This window comes from Nocardia neocaledoniensis, assembly GCF_003182135.1.
Lineage (GTDB): Bacteria > Actinomycetota > Actinomycetes > Mycobacteriales > Mycobacteriaceae > Nocardia > Nocardia neocaledoniensis.
The window spans coordinates 210,925-227,432 of the sequence record NZ_QGTL01000009.1 but is presented as its reverse complement, the minus strand read 5'-3'; the positions used below and the strand labels follow the sequence as shown (position 1 = coordinate 227,432).

Genomic DNA, 16,508 nt, shown 5'->3' with positions numbered 1-16,508 from the left:
CGTTGGAGTGCTGGATCAGTTAGCCCGTCCCCGGCGAGTTACCCATGTCCATGCAAGATCTGTTGACAGCGATCATAGTGGACCGCCGCCTGCGGCTGTTCTGTCCCCCGCGGCTCCTGCCCGAGCGCTGTACGGGAGGCGATCAACGCTTGGGCTGCGCCTCCGTGTCGATTACCCGCGCGCCCGGCACCGGGCCGCTCGCGGTGCGGACGCTGCGGCACACGCCCGCGCCCGCCAGTTCGGCCGCGACCGCGATGGCCGCTTCCTCGGTCTCGCAGAGGAAGGCGCAGGTGGGGCCGGAGCCGGAGACGAGTCCGGCCAGGGCGCCCGCGCCGACGCCCGCGCGCAGGGTGCGCCGCAGTTCCGGCTTCAGCGAGAGGGCCGCGGCCTGCAGGTCGTTGCCGAGCAGCGGCGCCAGGGTGTGTGGGTCGCCCGCGGCCAAAGCCTGCATGAGCTGTTGCGGGTCGCCCAGGCGCGGCGGATCGCCCTCGGCGCGCAGCCGATCGAGCTCGCGGAACACCGAGGGCGTGGACAGGCCGTCCTTGGCCAGCGCGAGCACCCAGTGAAAGGTGTTGCGCGACAACACCGGGAGCAGGCGTTCGCCGCGGCCGGTACCGAGCGCGGTACCGCCGTGCAGGGCGAACGGCACATCGCTGCCGAGTTCGGCGGCCACGGCGCTCAACTCGTCGCGGCCGAGCCCGAGGTCCCAGAGTTCGTTGAGGCCGACCAGCGCCGCGGCGGCGTCGGCGCTGCCGCCCGCCATGCCGCCCGCCACCGGGATACCCTTGGCGATCGCGATCTCCACCAGCGGCGCGCGACCGGCCAGGTGGGCCAGGCGCACCGCGGCCTTCCAGACCAGATTGGTCCGGTCGGTGGGGACCTCGGCGGCGCCCTCGCCGCTCACCCGGACGGTGAGCGAGGCCGAGGGGGCGAGTTCGAGTTCGTCGCCGAGGGACAGCGCCTGGAAGACGGTGGTCAGGTCGTGATATCCGTCCGGACGCAGATCACCGACTCCGAGATGCAGGTTCACCTTCGAAGGAGCGCGCACGACGACCGGGCTGGGCACAACTGACAGCACGATCACCAAGCGTAACGGGTGAGACCGACGAGTACGCATGTCGAATCGCCTGCTCCAGCCCCGGTCCGGTCGAGGGCTTGCGCCAGGTACCCGTGGGGGGTATGTTCGTTCGTGTCGGGGACATACCCCAGGACCGTATGAGCCAACAGCGAAGGAGTCGGCCATGGCCACCACCACCTACACCGTCACGGGGATGACCTGCGGACACTGCGTGAGCTCGGTCAAGCAGGAGATCGGCAAGATCGACGGCGTCACCGGCGTGGACGTCGACCTCGCGAGCGGTCTCGTGCGCGTCGACAGCGCGGGCGAGCTGGCCGACGCCGATGTCGCGGCCGCCGTCGACGAGGCGGGCTACGCCCTGAAGTGAGGCCCGGCGACCGGTACCACCACCGCTGCGGCAACCAGCGTGGTGGTACCGGATCGCGTTCACCGGCAATTCATTCACCGCGTGCGCGCGGAGAATCATCCACAGCGTCATCCACATCCGTGATCGGCGCGACTCGCGACCGGGTTTTCCCAAGCAGCCGGGTTCGCGGATCGCGCCTCATGATCAACTCCGCGACCTGCGAAAACCGGTTGTCCACAATTGCTTTCACAGGGACCGCCCGGTGAACGGCGCGTGTACCGCGGGGTTCAGCCCTGGGCGGCGAGGCGCACGAAAGCCGCCGTCTCCAGCGTCTCTCCGCGCGCGGTCGGATCGATACCGGCCGCCACCAGCCTGCGCTCGGCTTCGGCGGGCGAGCCGGCCCAGCCGGACAGGGCCGCGCGCAACGTCTTTCGCCGCTGCGCGAACGCGGCATCGATCACCTCGAACACGCGGCGGCGATGCGCCTCGTCCATCGGCCACGGCGGCTCGGCGTACCGGTCGATCCGCACCAGGCCCGATTCGACGCGCGGCACCGGCCAGAACACCTGCGTGCCCACCGCGCCCGCGCGCCGCACCTTGCCGAAGAACCCCGCCTTGACGCTCGGCACCCCGTATACCCGGCTGCCCGGTTCGGCGGCGAGCCGGTCGGCCACCTCGGCCTGCACCATCACCAGCGACACCGAGATGCTCGGCAGGATCGCGAGCAGATGCAGCAGCACCGGCACGGCCACGTTGTACGGCAGGTTCGCCACCAGCGCCGTGGGTACGGCGGGCAACTGTTCGGGGCGCACCCGCAGGGCGTCGGCCTCGACCACCTGCAACCGATCGACCAGTCCGGGGGCTCGATCCGCGACGGTCTCCGGCAGATAGTTGGCCAGCACCGGATCGATCTCCACGGCGACGACCCGGTCGACCACGTCGAGCAGGGCCAGCGTCAGCGAGCCGAGACCCGGCCCGACCTCGAGCACGATGTCCTCGGCGCCGACACCGGCCGCCGCGACGATGCGGCGCACCGTGTTCGCGTCGTGCACGAAGTTCTGCCCGAGCTGCTTGGTCGGCCGCACGCCGAAGCGTTCGGCCAGGGTCCGCACTTCGGCGGGACCGAGCAGCGCGGCGCTACCGCGAGCGGGAATCTCAGGTTCGGGCACCGCTAGAACCTACCAACCGCGCCGATCGAGCAGCTCAGCGCTGCGGCGGGGCGGCGTGCACGCGGGCGACGAAGGCGTCGAGCGCGTCACGCATCTGCTGGGTCATCACCGTGTGCTGCCCGAAGCCGGTGACGGTCTGGAAGTCGACGCCACCCGCGGCGAACTGGCCGACCAGCGCCGCGTGCAGCGGCGAGGGCACGACCATGTCGGTCGCGTTGAGCAGCAACAGGATCGGCGCGTCGTAGCCGCTGGTGGGCAGGGTCATGTACGCGGTGAGCGCGGGCCGCAGCGGGCCCTCCGAGAGCGGGCGGACGAACAGGTCGCCCATGGCCAGGCCCTTCACGTCGCGGACCGTCTCGTCGATGCACTCGGAACCGACCGCGTCGACCAGCTCCTTGCCCAGCGGCGAGAGGTAGGAATCCACCTCGGCCTCGGGATGGGTGGCGCGCAGGCCGGCGAGAATGCTCAGGGTGAAGCTGGTGATGCCCGCTGTGCCGTCGAGCGCGGGGAAACCGGGGCCGAGCAGCAGCGGCAGCACCTTCTCCACGTCGGAGGCCGGGTCGAGCGCGACGGTACCGCGGAAATCGAGTTCGGGGGCGTACTCGGCCTGGACGTGCGCGGCGCTGAGCGCGGCGTGCCCGCCCTGCGAGGCGCCGATGACACTCCAGGTGCGCGAGAGGTCGGGGTTGGCGGCGCGGGCGGCGCGGACGAGGTCGATGGTGGCGGTCGCCTCGCTGCGCACCTCGAGATACGGGTGCGGGCCGGTGTCGAAGCGACCGAGGCCGAGGTAGTCGGGGGCGACGACGGCGAAGCCCTGGTCGACCAGCCGGGCCATGAGCGCGTCCTCGGCCTCGCGATTCACCGGCAGCGGGGCCAGCTCCGGGTCGGCCTGGCCGCCACAGCTCGGTCCGCTGCCGAGGGTGCCGTGGTCGTAGGCAATGATCGGCCAGCCACCCGCCGGAGCCTCGCCTGCCGGGACGAACAGTGCGCCGCTGACCGGGCGTTCGACGCCTGCCGAGTCCAGCGTCGTGTACTCCACGACCGAGCCGCCGCCGGCCATCCCGTGCCAGCCCGACGGCCGGGTCTCGGTCGTGATCACCTCGCCGGGCGCCGCGCCCGCGGGGGCGTGGGTGGCGGCCACCAGGGCGGCGGCGGTGACGGCGGCTGCGATCGCAGCGCGGCTCATGGTCTTCGGCATTGCGGGGATTACCTTTCGGGCCGATCGGCGCTTGTTCCTGGACAAACGTACAGTAGGCCGATCGCTCGACAGGTATCCGCAACCGACCGGCAACCCGATTCGTGGTTCTTCTCACCGGGTGTAACGGCCGATTCGGCATATGCCACGCCGGGCGCAGGTCCGCCCAGCTAATCGCGGATGAGTCAGACGGACCGATCGAGGAACTCGTCGATCGCCGCCCACATCGCCGGATTCAGCTCGCAGTGGCTGCCGGTGCCGACGACCGGCTCGAAGCCCACCCCACCCGCGGCGAACTGCGCGGCCAGCGCCGCGTGCAGGGGCGAGGGCACCGTGCGGTCGGTCGCGTTGACCAGCAGCAGGATCGGGGCGTCGTAGCCGCTGGTGGGCACCGTCATGTAGTCGGCCATGGCCGTGCGCAGCGGCTCCTCGCCGAGCGAGCGGGTGAGCATGGCGCCCAGGGTGAGGTCGGCGACCCGCTCGTCGATCGCGTCCTGGCACAGGGTGCCGATGTCGTCGAGGACAGCGCGGCCGACAGGCGTCAGATAAGAGTCGACCCGCGCCTCGGGCCTGGCCGCCCGCAGACCGGCCAGGATGCTCGACGAGAAGCCGAGCACGCCACCGCGGACCCGATCGGGATTGCCGGGGCCGAGCAGCGGCGCCACCTTCTCCACATCCGAGGCGGGGTCGATCGCGATGGTGCCACGGAAGTCCAGCTCCGGCGCGTAACCCGGCTGCCGGTGCGCCGTGGCGAGCGCGGCGTGCCCGCCCTGGGACATACCCGCCGCCAGCCACACCGGGGACAGATCGTCGCGCACCGAGCGCGCCGCACGCAGCATGTCCAGCGTGGCGGTGGCCTCGGTGTCGATGTCGAGATACGGATGCGGGCCGGTGTCGAAACGGCCGAGCCCCAGGTAGTCCGGGGCGACGACGGCGAAGCCCTTCGACACGAGGTGGCGCAGGAACACGTCCTGCGGCGCCTGCGATTCGGGCCAGGGCGCGCCCGCCGGATCGGACTGCCCGCCGCACCCGGCGCCGAGTCCGGTCGTCCCGTGGTCGTAGGTGATCACCGGCCAGCCGCCCGCCGGCGCCTCCCCGCTCGGCAGGTACAGCGCGCCGCTGGCGGGCTGGGTGACACCGCCGACACCGCGCGTCCAGTACTCGATGACCTGCGCGCCGGACATGCCGTGGAAGCCGTCGGCCTGCGGTATCACCGAGATCACCGCGCCCGGCGCCGGGTCCTGTGCTGTCGCCGCCACCGGCGTCGCGCCGCCGATCCCCGCCGACACCGCCACCGCCGCGGCCACTATCCGCCAGGCCGAAACCGCACGCATCGAGTACCACCCGTCGACTCGTCACCGAGCCGAGACCGCACGAGCACAGCGGACTCGGCGAAACGAGAGCAAACTACCGCGCGAACCCGCGCCGACGGCCGGAACCCGCCGAGGCGGGCCCGAACTCTAGAGCCCGAGGCGGCCGGTGCAGGCGGGCCAGGCGCCCCAGCCCTGCCGGGCGCGGGTGACCTCGGCGATGGCGATCTGCTCCTCGCGGGTGGCCAGATCGGCGCGGGGCGCGTACTTCAGGCCGCCCTGCCGTTCCCAGGTGCTCTGGTCGAACTGGATACCGCCGTAGTAGCCGTTGCCGGTATTGATGGACCAGTTGCCGGTCGATTCGCACTTGGCCAGGGCGTCCCAGATCGCGCCGTCGCGGACGGGCGGCACCTCGGTGCCGGGCTTGGCGCCCTTGCGGATGGTCTTGGGCTGGGCGGGGGTGATCACGTTGGAGTTGGTCTGCACCCGGCTCGACTCGACACCGTTGGTGATGGTGACGGCGAAGGTGGCCTCGTGCAGGCCGGGCTCTCCCGGGTTCTCGACCACGGTGCGGCTCATGTTCATGGTGACGTCTTCGATCACCTGCTCGGTGGGCTCGAGCGGGAGCGTCTCGGTGCGCTGCTCGATCCGCTGCCGAGTCACGGTGACCTGCATGTCGCCGGTCAGCGGCGTGCTCGCGGCGGGCTCGGCGAAGTCCTGATCCTTCAGCGCAACACCCGCCGCGGCGAGGAATTCACCGACGGTCGGCGCGGCGAGCCGCACGTCGACGGGGGCGGCGCCGCCGTCGACCAGGGTGATGGTGCGCGGGGTGTAGACACTGAGCGCGGCGCCTGCCAGCGGCAGCTTCTCGGTGCGGGTCGGCACCACGTGGGTGTCGGCCGGGATCTGCATCTGCGCGAGGGCGTCGCCGGCGGTGATGCCGGTGGTCCACACCTTGCGCTCCTGGCCGTCGACGGTGATCGTGATCTCGCGCCCGCGGTTGAGGGTGATGGTCGCGCCGTCGCCGACCTTGGCGCCCGCGGCCGGGCTCACCTCGTCGTGCTCGGAGAGCTCGTAGCCCGCGTCGGCCAGGATGGCGCGCACGTCGAGGGACATGGTGCTGTGCTCGATCCGCTCACCGTCGACGACCAGCGCGACCGTCTTGTGGTTCGTGATCGCCAGCGAGGCACCGACCAGGAGAATCAGCAGCATGGCCGCCACCGCCGCGTACAGCAGCGGCGAGCGAGACGAGTTGATCCGCGCGAAAGCCGACATGGTTACAGAACGATAACGACAAGGTTTGCGCCAGACAACACCGATGCGCCCGATCAGCGGGATCGCAGGTCACGATTCGATATAGACATCGCTGGTAGATAACGGACCGAGCGGCCGAATGTGAGCCGAAACACGTTTAGCGTCCAGCCCCCTGCCGACCGGACGAAACGGACTACCGGATGCGGTACAGCCGCCGCGCGTTGGCTGTCGTGATCTCGGCCAGCTCCACCGGGTCCTGCTCGCGCGCTTCGGCCAGCGCCCGCACCGTGTACGGCAGGCAGTACGACTCGTTGGGCGCGCCCCGATACGGGTGCGGGGTCAGGTACGGCGCGTCCGTCTCCACCAGGATCTGGTCGTCGGGCACGAGCTGGGCCGCCTCGCGCAGTTCGTGCGCGTTCTTGAAACTCACCGTGCCGGAGAAGCTGAGCACGTAGCCCTCCGCGACGCACGCCTGCGCCATGGTCGCGTCGGAGGAGAAGCAGTGGAAGATCACCGTGTCCGGCGCGCCCTCGTCGAGCAGGACCGTGAGCAGGTCGTGGTCGGCCTCGCGGTTGTGGATCATCAGCGGCTTGCGGACGCGTTTGGCCAGGTCGATGTGCCAGCGGAAGCCCTCGATCTGGGTTTCGACATCCGCGCAGCCGTCGAGCTTGCCGGGCCAGTAGTAGTCGAGACCGGTCTCGCCGACCGCGACCACGCGCGGATCGGCGGCCAGGCGCTCCAGCTCGTCCTTCGCCTTGTCGTCCAGCGCGTTCGCCCTGGTGGGGTGCAGCGCGACGGCCGCGTAGACGCGCGGATCCCAGTGCGCGGCCTCGACCGCCCACTGCGCGGCGGCGAGGTCGTCGGCCACGGTCACCACGTGTCCCACGCCCACCGACGCGGCGCGATCCACGATCGCGGTGGTCGAGGCGGCGTCGGTCGCGCCGCAGGCGTCGAGATGGGTGTGCGCGTCGATCAGCGGCGTGAGCGGCGACGGAAGGGGTGGAGCCGGACGATTCTGGTTTGCCACGCGGATTACAGTAGTGACCATCATGAGCGAGCGACCTGACGGCGCCGAGGCGCCCGCCTTCTACATCACGACGGCCATCGCGTACCCCAACGGTGCGCCGCACATCGGTCACGCGTACGAGTACATCTCCACCGACGCGCTGGCCCGGTTCAAGCGGCTCGACGGCTACGACGTGTTCTTCATGACCGGCACCGACGAGCACGGTCAGAAGATGCAGCAGACCGCGGCCACCGAGGGCATTCCGGTGCAGGAGCTCGCGGCGCGCAACTCCGACGTGTTCGAGGCGATGGACAAGGCGCTCGACATCTCCTTCGACCGCTTCATCCGCACCACCGACGAGGACCACAAGGCCGCCAGCGTCGCCATTTGGGAGCGGATGCTCGCCAACGGCGACATCTACCTGGGCAACTACTCGGGCTGGTACTCGGTGCGCGACGAGGCGTTCTACACCGAGGAGGAGACCACCCTCCTCGACGACGGCACCCGCGTGTCCACCGAGTCACAGACCCCGGTCACCTGGACCGAGGAGTCGAACTACTTCTTCAAGCTCTCGGAGTACCAGGACAAGCTGCTCGCCCTCTACGAGGAGCACCCCGATTTCATCGCGCCCGCGACGCGGCGCAACGAGATCGTCAGCTACGTCAAGGCCGGGCTGAAGGACCTGTCGATCTCGCGCACCACCTTCGACTGGGGCGTGCCGGTACCCGGCCACCCCGATCACGTCATGTACGTGTGGGTCGACGCGCTCACCAACTACCTGACCGGTGTGGGCTTCCCCGACACCGATTCGGCGAAGTTCCAGAAGTTCTGGCCGGCGAACGTGCACATCATCGGCAAGGACATCACCCGGTTCCACACCGTGTACTGGCCCGCGTTCCTGATGTCGGCGGGCATCGAACTGCCGCAGCGCGTGTTCGTGCACGGGTTCCTGTACAACAAGGGCGAGAAGATGTCGAAGTCGACGGGCAATGTCGTCGACCCGCTCGCGCTGGTGTCCACCTACGGCCTCGACCAGGTGCGCTTCTTCCTGCTCCGGGAGATCTCCTACGGCCAGGACGGCAGCTACAGCAACGACGCGATCGCCGGCCGGATCAACGCCGACCTGGCCAACGAGTTCGGCAACCTGGTGCAGCGCAGCCTCACCATGGTGAACAAGAACTGCGAGGCCAAGGCGCCGACGCCGGGCGAGTTCACCGAGGACGACCGCGCCCTGCTCGACCGCGCCAACGCCCTGCTCGACAAGTGCCGCGCCGAGTTCGACACCCAGCAGATGCACCTCGCGCTGGAAGCCATCTGGCTGACCCTCGGCGAGACGAACCGGTACTTCTCCGCCAACGCGCCGTGGGCGCTGCGCAAGTCAGGCACCGAGGAAGACCTGGCCCGGATGGCCACGGTCCTGTACGTCACGCTCGAGGTGGTGCGCATCGTCGCGATCCTGGTGCAGCCGGTGATGCCGGGTTCGGCCGCCAAGATCCTGGACCTGCTCGCGCAGGAGGGCCGGACGTTCGCCGATATCGCGACTCCGCTGGTGCCCGGCATCGCGCTCCCCGCGCCGGAGCCGGTGTTCCCGCGCTACGTCGAGCCCAAGGAATAGCGCTGCGGCGCACGGCTGTTCGCGCGTGCGCCCCAACGGACAGGCCGACAGAGCGCGGCAGCAGGGTGGTGGAGGCTCCACACGAACGCGCACGCCGACAAGGGGTTGCCGTTGCGGCTGCCCACCACCGACGGCTCGCCGGTGCTCGTGTACGTCGGGATGCCGGACGATGCGAACGGCGGGCGTCCCTTCGTGGGGCGCCCGCCGTCGTTTTCGTTACTTCCAGGCTTCGAGCAGCTTGGTCGCCTCGGCGGCCAGGGCGGCCTGCAGGAACGGACCGAAGCTGATCCGGGCGACGCCGAGGCCGGCGAAGTGCTCCTTGGCCGGCGTGCCCGGCTGGCCGATGGCGTTGACCGGCAGCGGCAGTTCGGCGGTGAGCCTGCGCTGGACCTCGTCGGTGTGCCGACCCACCGGGTACAGGACGTCGGCGCCCGCCTCGGCGGCAAGGGTGAGCCGGGCGATCGCGCGATCCACGCGATCGGCTTCGTCGCCGTCCTGGCGCAGGAACAGGTCGGTGCGCGCGTTGACGACCACGTGCACGCCCGCCGCGTCGGCCGCCGCGCGCAGACCGCGCACGAGGTCGGCGTGCTCCTCGGCACTGCGAAGCCGCTTTCCCTCGAGGTGCACGGTGTCCTCGATATTGAGTCCGACCGCGCCGGCCTCGAGAAGGCCCTCGATGAGCCGCGCCGGCTCCTGCCCGTAACCGGACTCGATGTCGACCGACACCGGCACATCCACGGCCCCGGTCACCTGGGTGACGCGAGCGAGCAACTCCTCGAACGTCATCCCCTCCCCGTCACTACGCCCCACGGAATCGGCGACCGGGTGCGACCCCATGGTCAGCCCCGAAAAGCCAGCGGCCACAGCGAGATTCGCCGACCAAGCGTCCCACACGGTCGGCAGCACCACCGGGTCCCCCGGCCGATGCAGTTCGAGCAGAGTCTTCGCCTTCGCGTCCAAAGAGGTCATACCCGCGATGATGCCCCACCGCGCGGGTCCATGCCATGAACGCTTCGAGCATCAGCGCCGCACGATCCAGAGGCCGGCCGCGAGGCAGACGACAGCGGCCCAGATGATCCAGTAGACGGCCGAGGCGCCGACGACGGCCAGCACGGCCGCGGTGACGCCGAATACGACGATGGACGACGTGCGCTTGGGGAGGTCTCCCTCGTTTCGTGGGGGCCGCAGCCGCGCTACTCGGCCGAGCGGGCGGCGAGGACTGCTTCGTAGAGATCTTTGCGGGAGGCGCCTCGGGCGGCGGAGACTTCGGCGCAGGCGTCCTTGAGGCGCATGCCGCTGGACACCAGGGCTTCGACCTCGCCGACGAGGTCTTCGGCGTCGGCCGAAACCGGTTGGGCGCCTTCGAGGACCACGGTGATCTCGCCTCTCGCTCCCTCGACGGACCAGGCGGCGAGTTCGGCGAGGGTGCCGCGCACGACCTCCTCATAGGTCTTGGTGAGTTCGCGGCAGACGGCGGCGCGGCGATCGGGGCCGAGCACGGTGACCGCGTCGGCGAGGCAGTCGGCCAGGCGGTGCGGCGCCTCGAAGAAGACGCAGGCGCGCTGCTCGGAGGCCAAGGTGCGCAACCATTCCCGGCGCGGGCCGCCCTTGCGCGGGGCGAAGCCGTCGAAGCAGAAGCGTTCGACCGGCAGGCCGGACAGGGCGAGCGCGGTGGTGACGGCCGAGGGGCCGGGCAGGCAGGTGACCGGGAGATCGCGCTCGACGGCCGCCGCGACCAGGCGATAGCCGGGGTCGCTGACCGACGGCATGCCCGCGTCGGTCACCAGGAGCACGGTCAGCCCGGCGGCGATGTCGTCGAGCAGGGCCGGAATCCGCGCGGTCTCGACGTGGTCGTAGAAACTCACGACCCGGCCGGTGATCTCGACTCCGAGCGCCTTGGCGAGCGACTTGGTCCGCCGGGTGTCCTCCGCGGCGACCACATCGGCCGAGCCGAGCGCATCACGCAGACGCTGGGACGCGTCGCCGACATCGCCCATCGGGGTTGCCGCCAGGACCAACACGGTGGAATCCCGCCTCTCCGGAAGTTCGGCCGCACCGAAGCGTGCGGCGCGATGCCAAATGGTGGCGCCCACCCATTCTGTCAGCACCAGCCAACACCACCCCGCCCACCACCCGCCCACCCCGGATCACCGCGCGCCCAGCCCCGCCGCGCGCCATCGACGCCGAACACGGCCGCGCCCGCACGCCCGCGCCACCACACTCCGCCCAAAGGCGCATCGGCCCGCACCGGCGGAACATCCCGGTCGCTCCAGCGCGAGCAGCGCGAGTCATCTCCGCCTGCTAATTGGCGGACACCGCACGGCCGGTCTCGTTCGTGTCAGGCGCGCACGTCGCAGCCCATACCGGTCACACCATGGCCCAACGAGACTCGTCGCGCCCGCCACCTTGCCGCGCCGCACCCAGCGAGGCCAGTTCTCGTTCAAGCCCTGCCCACACATCACAGCACGGACCACCCCAAGGCTGCCAACGCAACTCCCCCCGCAAGTTACTTGCCGCGCATCGCACCCAGCGCAGCCGGACCCACTCGAGCTCGGCCGACCACCCGAGGTCCCAGTGAACCTGAGCCCGCTTACTTGCTGCGCACCGCACCGAGCGCAGCTGGGTCCTGGTCGAGGGCGGCCCGCGCTTCCTTCCAGGCCGTGTCGTCCACGCCGAGCGCGCCGCGCAGATAAGCGGTGGTCAGGGCCTGGATCATCGCGACGCGGGCCGGATTCTCGTCGGTGGTTTCGGCGACCTCGTAGCCGACGATGCCACCTAGGGAGTGCTCGCCGCCGAAGACCGTGAGCAGGGACTTCTCGCCGGGACTGTGGGTGTAGGCGTCGGTGAACCAGTCGGGGCCGCGGGTGGAGAGGTGGGAGTGGTCGTTGTCGCCGGCGACAACGAGCGCCGGCGTGGTCATGCGGGCGAAAAACGGTCGCAGGAAGGGGAAGTGCTCGGCGGCGAAGGGGGTGAGCTGGTCGCCGAGGCCGGTCACCGCGAGGAGGACGCCGGCGCGGACGCGGGGATCGGACAGGTCCTCGCCGGGCTCGCCGTCGGCGTCGAGGACCCGCGCGCCGAGCAGGGTACTCGCCGTTTGCGCGCCCCAGGAGTGGCCCGCGACAGCGACGCGCTCGTGGTCGACCCGCCCGCGCAGGCCGGGGACGGCGGCTTCGACCTCGGCGAGTCCGTCGAGCACCCGGCGCAGATCGTCGACGCGGAGGCGCCAGATGTGCGGTGTGCGCGGGTCTTCCGCCGGAATCCCGAGCCGCCGCGAATCCAGGTGCGTCGGCTGGACGACGACGAAACCGCCGGCCGCCCAGTGGTCGGCCAGCGGCGCGTACCCGTCCATCGACCAGCCGTAGCCGTGCGAGAACACGACGACCGGCAGTCCGGTACCGGTCGCGGGCGCGCTGACCCGCACCGCGAGATCGGTGCCGCGACCGGGCGCGGCGAGGACGACGGGTTTGACGGAGATGACCGTGGAGGACATGGGTGTGCCTTTCGTCGGGCGCCACCGGATCTGCCATGATGAACAAACCGGAACAACGCTCCGTTAACGATACGGAGCACTGTTCCGCTTTGCAACCGAAAGGACCGTGGTGACCGACCCCGCACCCAAACGCAAGGACGCCCGCCGCAACCAGCAGGCCCTGCTCGACGCCGCCGCGGCGGTCTTCGTCCGCGCCGGCGTCGACGCACCCGTCCGCGAGATCGCCGCCGAGGCGGGCGTGGGAATGGGCACGATCTACCGCCACTTCCCGACCAGGGCCGATCTCGTCATCGCGGTCTACCGCCACCAGGTCGACGCCTGCGCCGCGGCCGGGCCCGCGCTGCTGGAAGAAGGCCCGACCCCGCACGCCGCCCTGGGCCGCTGGGTCGACCTGTTCGTCGACTTCCTGGTCACCAAGCACGGCCTCGCCGCCGCCCTGCACAACGACACCGGCAGCTTCGAGACCCTGCACGCCTACTTCCTGGACCGCCTGCTCCCGGTCTGCGCCGAGCTCCTCGACGCGGCCGTCGCGGCGGGCGAGATCGACTCCGGCCTCGGCCCCTATCAACTGCTGCGCGGCATCGGAAACCTGTGCATCGGTGCCGAGTCCGACACCCGCTACGACCCGCGCCCACTGGTCGCCCTGCTCATCGCCGGGCTGGCCCGGCCGAGCTGACCCGATGGTGTCGGCTCGGACATCGGCGGGGCCACCGCCTACGATCGGGGCGTGATCCCGGTGAGCGAAACTCGCGCGACGCGCCATGTGTCGGCAGTGGTCTCCCCGGCGCCGCTGCGCCCCTCCCCCGATTTCGGGCCGCTCGACACCGCGCGCGGCTGGGCCGTCACCGGCGTGCTCACCCTGATCGCGGCGATCACCCGGTTCGTGAATCTGAACTACCCCACCGACGCCCGCACGCCCGTCTTCGACGAGAAGCACTACGCGCCACAGGCCTGGCAGATGGTCACCGGCGGCGGCGTAGAGGACAACCCGGCCTACGGTCTGGTCGTGCATCCGCCGGTCGGCAAGCAGTTCATCGCGATCAGCGAGGCCCTGTTCGGCTACAACGCCTGGGGCTGGCGCGGCACGGCGGCACTGGCGGGCACGGTGCTCGTCCTCCTGGTGATCCGGATCGTGCGGCGCATGGCGCGCTCGACCCTGATCGGCGCCTTCGCGGGCATCCTGCTCATCGCCGACGGGCTGACCTTCGTCTCCTCCCGCATCGGCATGCTCGACATCTTCATGGCCCTGCTGGTGACGGCCGCGTTCGGCTGTCTCATCGTCGACCGTGACGAGGTCCGCGAGCGCATGGCCGCCGCCGACCTGGCCGGGCGCATCGGCATCACCGACTGGGGACCGCGACTCGGCGTGCGCTGGTGGCGCTTCGGCGCGGGCGTGCTGCTCGGGCTGGCGTGCGGCACCAAGTGGTCGGGCATCTACTACATCATGTTCTTCGGCCTGCTCAGCGTGGCTTTCGACGTGAGCGCGCGGCGCGCGTACGGGGTGCGCAAGCCGTGGCTGGGCACGCTGGTCCGGGACGTGGGGCCTGCCCTGTACGCGCTGGTGGCGATCCCGCTGGTGGTGTATCTGTCCTCGTACTGGGCGTGGTTCGCCAGCGAGACCGGCGTGTACCGGTACGCGGTGGGCAACCAGGTCGGCGCGGGCGGGGCGTTCTCGTTCCTGCCCGACGCGCTGCGCTCGCTCTGGTACTACCAGGGCGAAACCCTGGACTTCCATTCGAGTCTCACCAATTCGGCGGGCAATCACCATCCGTGGGAATCCAAGCCGTGGACCTGGCCGATGGGTCTGCGCCCGATGCTCTACTACTACGCCGAAGGCACCGTGACCGGCTGCGGCGAAGCGCAGTGCGTGAAGGCCATGATGGCCGTCGGCACGCCTGCGCTGTGGTGGCTCGCGCTGCCCGCCCTCGGGTGGATGCTGTGGCGCTCGGTGGTGCGCAAGGACTGGCGCTACGCCGCGGTCCTGGTCGGCTACGGCGCGGGCCTGCTGCCCTGGTTCCTCACCCTGGACCGGCAGATGTATTTCTTCTACGCGGTCGTGCTCGCGCCCTTCCTCGCGATGGGTGTCGCGCTGGTCCTCGGCGACATCCTCGGCTCGGCCAGACCCGCGGGGATACCGCGCAGCCCGACCGGCACCTACCTACCTGCGCCCGTGAACGAGCGCTATGCCCTCGGCCTGCTGATCGTGAGCATCTATCTGGGCGTGGTCATCGCCAACTTCGTCTGGCTCTGGCCCATTCTCACCGCCCAGCCCATCACCCCGGCCAGCTGGCAGGACCACCTCTGGCTACCGAGCTGGCGTTAGCTGTCCAGCGCGCGACGCACGAACTCGAGCGCGTCGGAGTCGGGGAGGCCGAGGCGCCGGACGGTCGCCACGTAGTCGACGGCGGCGCGGCCCGCGATGTCGCGCGTCGGATCGCCGGAGGAGGCGATGAAAGAGCCCTGGCGGCCCCGGGTTTCGAGCACGCCGTCGGCCTCCAGTTCGCGGTAGGCCCGGGCGACGGTGTTCGGGGCGATGCCGAGATCGGCGGCCAGGGCGCGGACGGTGGGGATCTTGGTGCCCGCGGTGAGCGTGCCCGCGCGGACCTGCTCGATCACGGCCATGCGCAGCTGCTCGTAGGGCGGCTGGGTGGAATCGGTGGACAGCTCGACGTGGAACACTCACACCTCGTCTCGGGCCAGCGGACAGGACATGCAGCGCGGACCACCACGACCCGAACCGAGTTCGGAACCCTGGATGGTGAGGACCTCCACCCCGGCGTCGGTGAGCCGTGAATTGGTCATCTCGTTGCGTTCGTACGCCACGACGACGCCCGGCGCCAGCGCCAGAGTGTTGTTGCCGTCGTCCCACTGCTCGCGTTCGGCGGTGGGCCCGTCGCGGCCGGTGTCGATCACCCGCAGGCGCGGGATGCCCATGGCGGCCGCGGCGGCGGGCAGGAACGGTTCCGGTCCGCTGATGCTGATGCGGTCCAGGTCGCCGCGCCCGGAGAAGCCGTCCTCGCGGCGGATGGTGAACGCCCGCAAGGTGTCCCGCACGCCCGGATACATCACCACCGCGTCGGTGTCGACCATGGTGCACACGGTGTCCAGGTGCATGGTGGCCCGGTTCTGCGCGATCGGCACCACCAGGACGGTGTGGGCCAGGTCGTCGTCGAAGAGGCTGCGCGCCAGCGCTTCCGCGCCCGCCGGAGTCGTCCGCTCGCCGACGCCGACCGCGACGACACCGGGCGCGAGGAGCAGCACGTCACCGCCCTCGATCGGCGCGGTGTGCGATTCGTAGGCCCGGCGCACGCCGAGGAAGCGCGGGTGGAAGGCGTAGACGAGATCGGTGATCGAGGTCTCGCGGATGCGGGCGGGCAGGGCCAGCGAGGTGATCGCGACCTTCGGGCCGACCCAGAACGACGAGTCGCGGGTGAACAGCAGGTTCGGCAGCGGGTCGATGACGAAATCGCCGCCGTGGTGCATCCGGCGCACCAGGGAGGTGGTGTCGGGCCCGAAGGGCAGCTCGTCGAAGGTCATCCCGGTCATCAGGATGTCGGCCAGCGCGGGCGCCTCGACCTTGCGCAGTTCGGCGGCGAGCTGGTCGGCCAGGCCGTGCCCGAGCCGACGGGCGTCGACGGCGGCGGAGATACCCTGGATCCTGGCCGCGCCGCTCACCTCGAGCGTCTCGGCGAGCAGATCCGACAGCAACAGCACCTCCACCCCGCGTTCGCGCAGCAGCGCGGCGAAGGCGTCGTGCTCGGCCTGGGCGCGTTCCACCCACGGGATGCCGTCGAAGAGCAGTTGATCGTTGTTGCTCGGGGTGAGCCTGCGCAGCTCGTCGCCGGGCCGGTGCAGCAGCACCGTCCGCAGGGTGCCGACCTCGGAGGTGACGGCCAGACGCGATTCGGGGGCGGTTCCCATGCGAAAACCGTAATCCGCGGAGCGCCCCTCGGCACGGAAGACCCGCAGACCCGCCGGGGGCAGTCGAGCCGTTTTCGTCCGTGCCGAAAAAACCTCAAGTATTGTTGAGGGCGAAAACGGGAGG

15 protein-coding genes are annotated in these 16,508 nt (G+C 70.6%); 4 read left to right on the top strand and 11 right to left on the bottom strand.

Going from position 1 to position 16,508, the window contains the following annotated elements; translation table 11 throughout:
• Window positions 1–142 precede the first annotated feature (142 nt).
• Entirely contained in the window at window positions 143–1,078 is a 936-nt protein-coding gene (locus DFR69_RS23480; protein ID WP_110039858.1) for a 4-(cytidine 5'-diphospho)-2-C-methyl-D-erythritol kinase, read from the bottom strand.
• 163 nt (window positions 1,079–1,241) lie between these two features.
• Between DFR69_RS23480 and DFR69_RS23475 the strand changes: the two genes are divergently transcribed.
• Window positions 1,242–1,445, top strand: coding sequence for a heavy-metal-associated domain-containing protein (locus tag DFR69_RS23475; protein ID WP_110039773.1), 204 nt, complete (start codon window positions 1,242–1,244; stop codon window positions 1,443–1,445).
• 266 nt (window positions 1,446–1,711) lie between these two features.
• Here the strand turns inward: DFR69_RS23475 and rsmA are convergent, their stop codons facing one another.
• The 5 genes from rsmA to DFR69_RS23450 form a co-directional block, all read right to left on the bottom strand.
• Window positions 1,712–2,593 (bottom strand): 16S rRNA (adenine(1518)-N(6)/adenine(1519)-N(6))-dimethyltransferase RsmA, encoded by an 882-nt coding sequence (rsmA, locus tag DFR69_RS23470; protein ID WP_110039772.1) that lies wholly within the window; start codon window positions 2,591–2,593, stop codon window positions 1,712–1,714.
• 34 nt (window positions 2,594–2,627) lie between these two features.
• The gene (locus DFR69_RS23465) at window positions 2,628–3,791 is read right to left on the bottom strand and encodes a lipase family protein (RefSeq protein WP_110039771.1); all 1,164 of its coding nucleotides are present in this window, start codon (window positions 3,789–3,791) and stop codon (window positions 2,628–2,630) included.
• 182 nt (window positions 3,792–3,973) lie between these two features.
• Complete coding sequence (locus DFR69_RS23460) at window positions 3,974–5,122, bottom strand: alpha/beta fold hydrolase (protein ID WP_110039770.1); 1,149 nt, start codon at window positions 5,120–5,122, stop codon at window positions 3,974–3,976.
• 126 nt (window positions 5,123–5,248) lie between these two features.
• Complete coding sequence (locus DFR69_RS23455; RefSeq protein ID WP_110039769.1) at window positions 5,249–6,373, bottom strand: resuscitation-promoting factor; 1,125 nt, start codon at window positions 6,371–6,373, stop codon at window positions 5,249–5,251.
• A 172-nt stretch (window positions 6,374–6,545) separates the two neighbouring features.
• Complete coding sequence (locus tag DFR69_RS23450; RefSeq protein ID WP_110039768.1) at window positions 6,546–7,400, bottom strand: TatD family hydrolase; 855 nt, start codon at window positions 7,398–7,400, stop codon at window positions 6,546–6,548.
• A gap of 1 nt (window position 7,401) precedes the next feature.
• On the opposite strand from DFR69_RS23450, the gene metG reads away from it, so the two are divergent.
• The gene (gene metG / locus DFR69_RS23445) at window positions 7,402–8,973 is read left to right on the top strand and encodes a methionine--tRNA ligase (RefSeq protein ID WP_110039857.1); all 1,572 of its coding nucleotides are present in this window, start codon (window positions 7,402–7,404) and stop codon (window positions 8,971–8,973) included.
• 216 nt (window positions 8,974–9,189) lie between these two features.
• Here the strand turns inward: metG and DFR69_RS23440 are convergent, their stop codons facing one another.
• The 3 genes from DFR69_RS23440 to DFR69_RS23430 form a co-directional block, all read right to left on the bottom strand.
• Window positions 9,190–9,942: an isocitrate lyase/PEP mutase family protein gene (locus DFR69_RS23440; RefSeq protein WP_110039767.1), complete on the bottom strand. Its 753-nt coding sequence runs from the start codon at window positions 9,940–9,942 to the stop codon at window positions 9,190–9,192.
• Window positions 9,943–10,166: 224 nt separating this feature from the next.
• The gene (gene rsmI / locus DFR69_RS23435) at window positions 10,167–10,994 is read right to left on the bottom strand and encodes a 16S rRNA (cytidine(1402)-2'-O)-methyltransferase (protein ID WP_110039856.1); all 828 of its coding nucleotides are present in this window, start codon (window positions 10,992–10,994) and stop codon (window positions 10,167–10,169) included.
• 569 nt (window positions 10,995–11,563) lie between these two features.
• A complete protein-coding gene (locus DFR69_RS23430) occupies window positions 11,564–12,463 on the bottom strand; it encodes an alpha/beta hydrolase family protein (RefSeq protein WP_110039766.1) in 900 nt (299 codons plus the stop codon).
• Window positions 12,464–12,572: 109 nt separating this feature from the next.
• Between DFR69_RS23430 and DFR69_RS23425 the strand changes: the two genes are divergently transcribed.
• Entirely contained in the window at window positions 12,573–13,139 is a 567-nt protein-coding gene (locus DFR69_RS23425; RefSeq protein WP_244198418.1) for a TetR/AcrR family transcriptional regulator, read from the top strand.
• Between the two features lie 96 nt (window positions 13,140–13,235).
• Window positions 13,236–14,786: a dolichyl-phosphate-mannose--protein mannosyltransferase gene (locus tag DFR69_RS23420; RefSeq protein WP_110039764.1), complete on the top strand. Its 1,551-nt coding sequence runs from the start codon at window positions 13,236–13,238 to the stop codon at window positions 14,784–14,786.
• On the opposite strand, the gene DFR69_RS23415 is transcribed toward DFR69_RS23420, so the two are convergent.
• Both DFR69_RS23415 and arcA read right to left on the bottom strand, forming a co-directional pair.
• Window positions 14,783–15,142 carry a GntR family transcriptional regulator gene (locus DFR69_RS23415; RefSeq protein ID WP_110039763.1) on the bottom strand — a complete coding sequence of 120 codons (360 nt, stop codon included), beginning with the start codon at window positions 15,140–15,142 and terminating at the stop codon, window positions 14,783–14,785. The two genes, DFR69_RS23420 and DFR69_RS23415, sit on opposite strands and share 4 nt — an antisense overlap.
• A complete protein-coding gene (gene arcA, locus DFR69_RS23410) occupies window positions 15,143–16,384 on the bottom strand; it encodes an arginine deiminase (RefSeq protein ID WP_110039762.1) in 1,242 nt (413 codons plus the stop codon).
• Window positions 16,385–16,508: the final 124 nt, after the last annotated feature.

Coding starts and splice junctions, on each gene's coding strand:
- DFR69_RS23450 (WP_110039768.1), bottom strand. CDS start 7,400: ATGGTCACTACTGTAATCCGCGTGGCAAACCAGAATCGTCCGGCTCCA.
- DFR69_RS23460 (WP_110039770.1), bottom strand. CDS start 5,122: ATGCGTGCGGTTTCGGCCTGGCGGATAGTGGCCGCGGCGGTGGCGGTG.
- DFR69_RS23475 (WP_110039773.1), top strand. CDS start 1,242: ATGGCCACCACCACCTACACCGTCACGGGGATGACCTGCGGACACTGC.
- DFR69_RS23440 (WP_110039767.1), bottom strand. CDS start 9,942: ATGACCTCTTTGGACGCGAAGGCGAAGACTCTGCTCGAACTGCATCGG.
- DFR69_RS23430 (WP_110039766.1), bottom strand. CDS start 12,463: ATGTCCTCCACGGTCATCTCCGTCAAACCCGTCGTCCTCGCCGCGCCC.
- DFR69_RS23455 (WP_110039769.1), bottom strand. CDS start 6,373: ATGTCGGCTTTCGCGCGGATCAACTCGTCTCGCTCGCCGCTGCTGTAC.
- metG (WP_110039857.1), top strand. CDS start 7,402: ATGAGCGAGCGACCTGACGGCGCCGAGGCGCCCGCCTTCTACATCACG.
- arcA (WP_110039762.1), bottom strand. CDS start 16,384: ATGGGAACCGCCCCCGAATCGCGTCTGGCCGTCACCTCCGAGGTCGGC.
- DFR69_RS23465 (WP_110039771.1), bottom strand. CDS start 3,791: ATGCCGAAGACCATGAGCCGCGCTGCGATCGCAGCCGCCGTCACCGCC.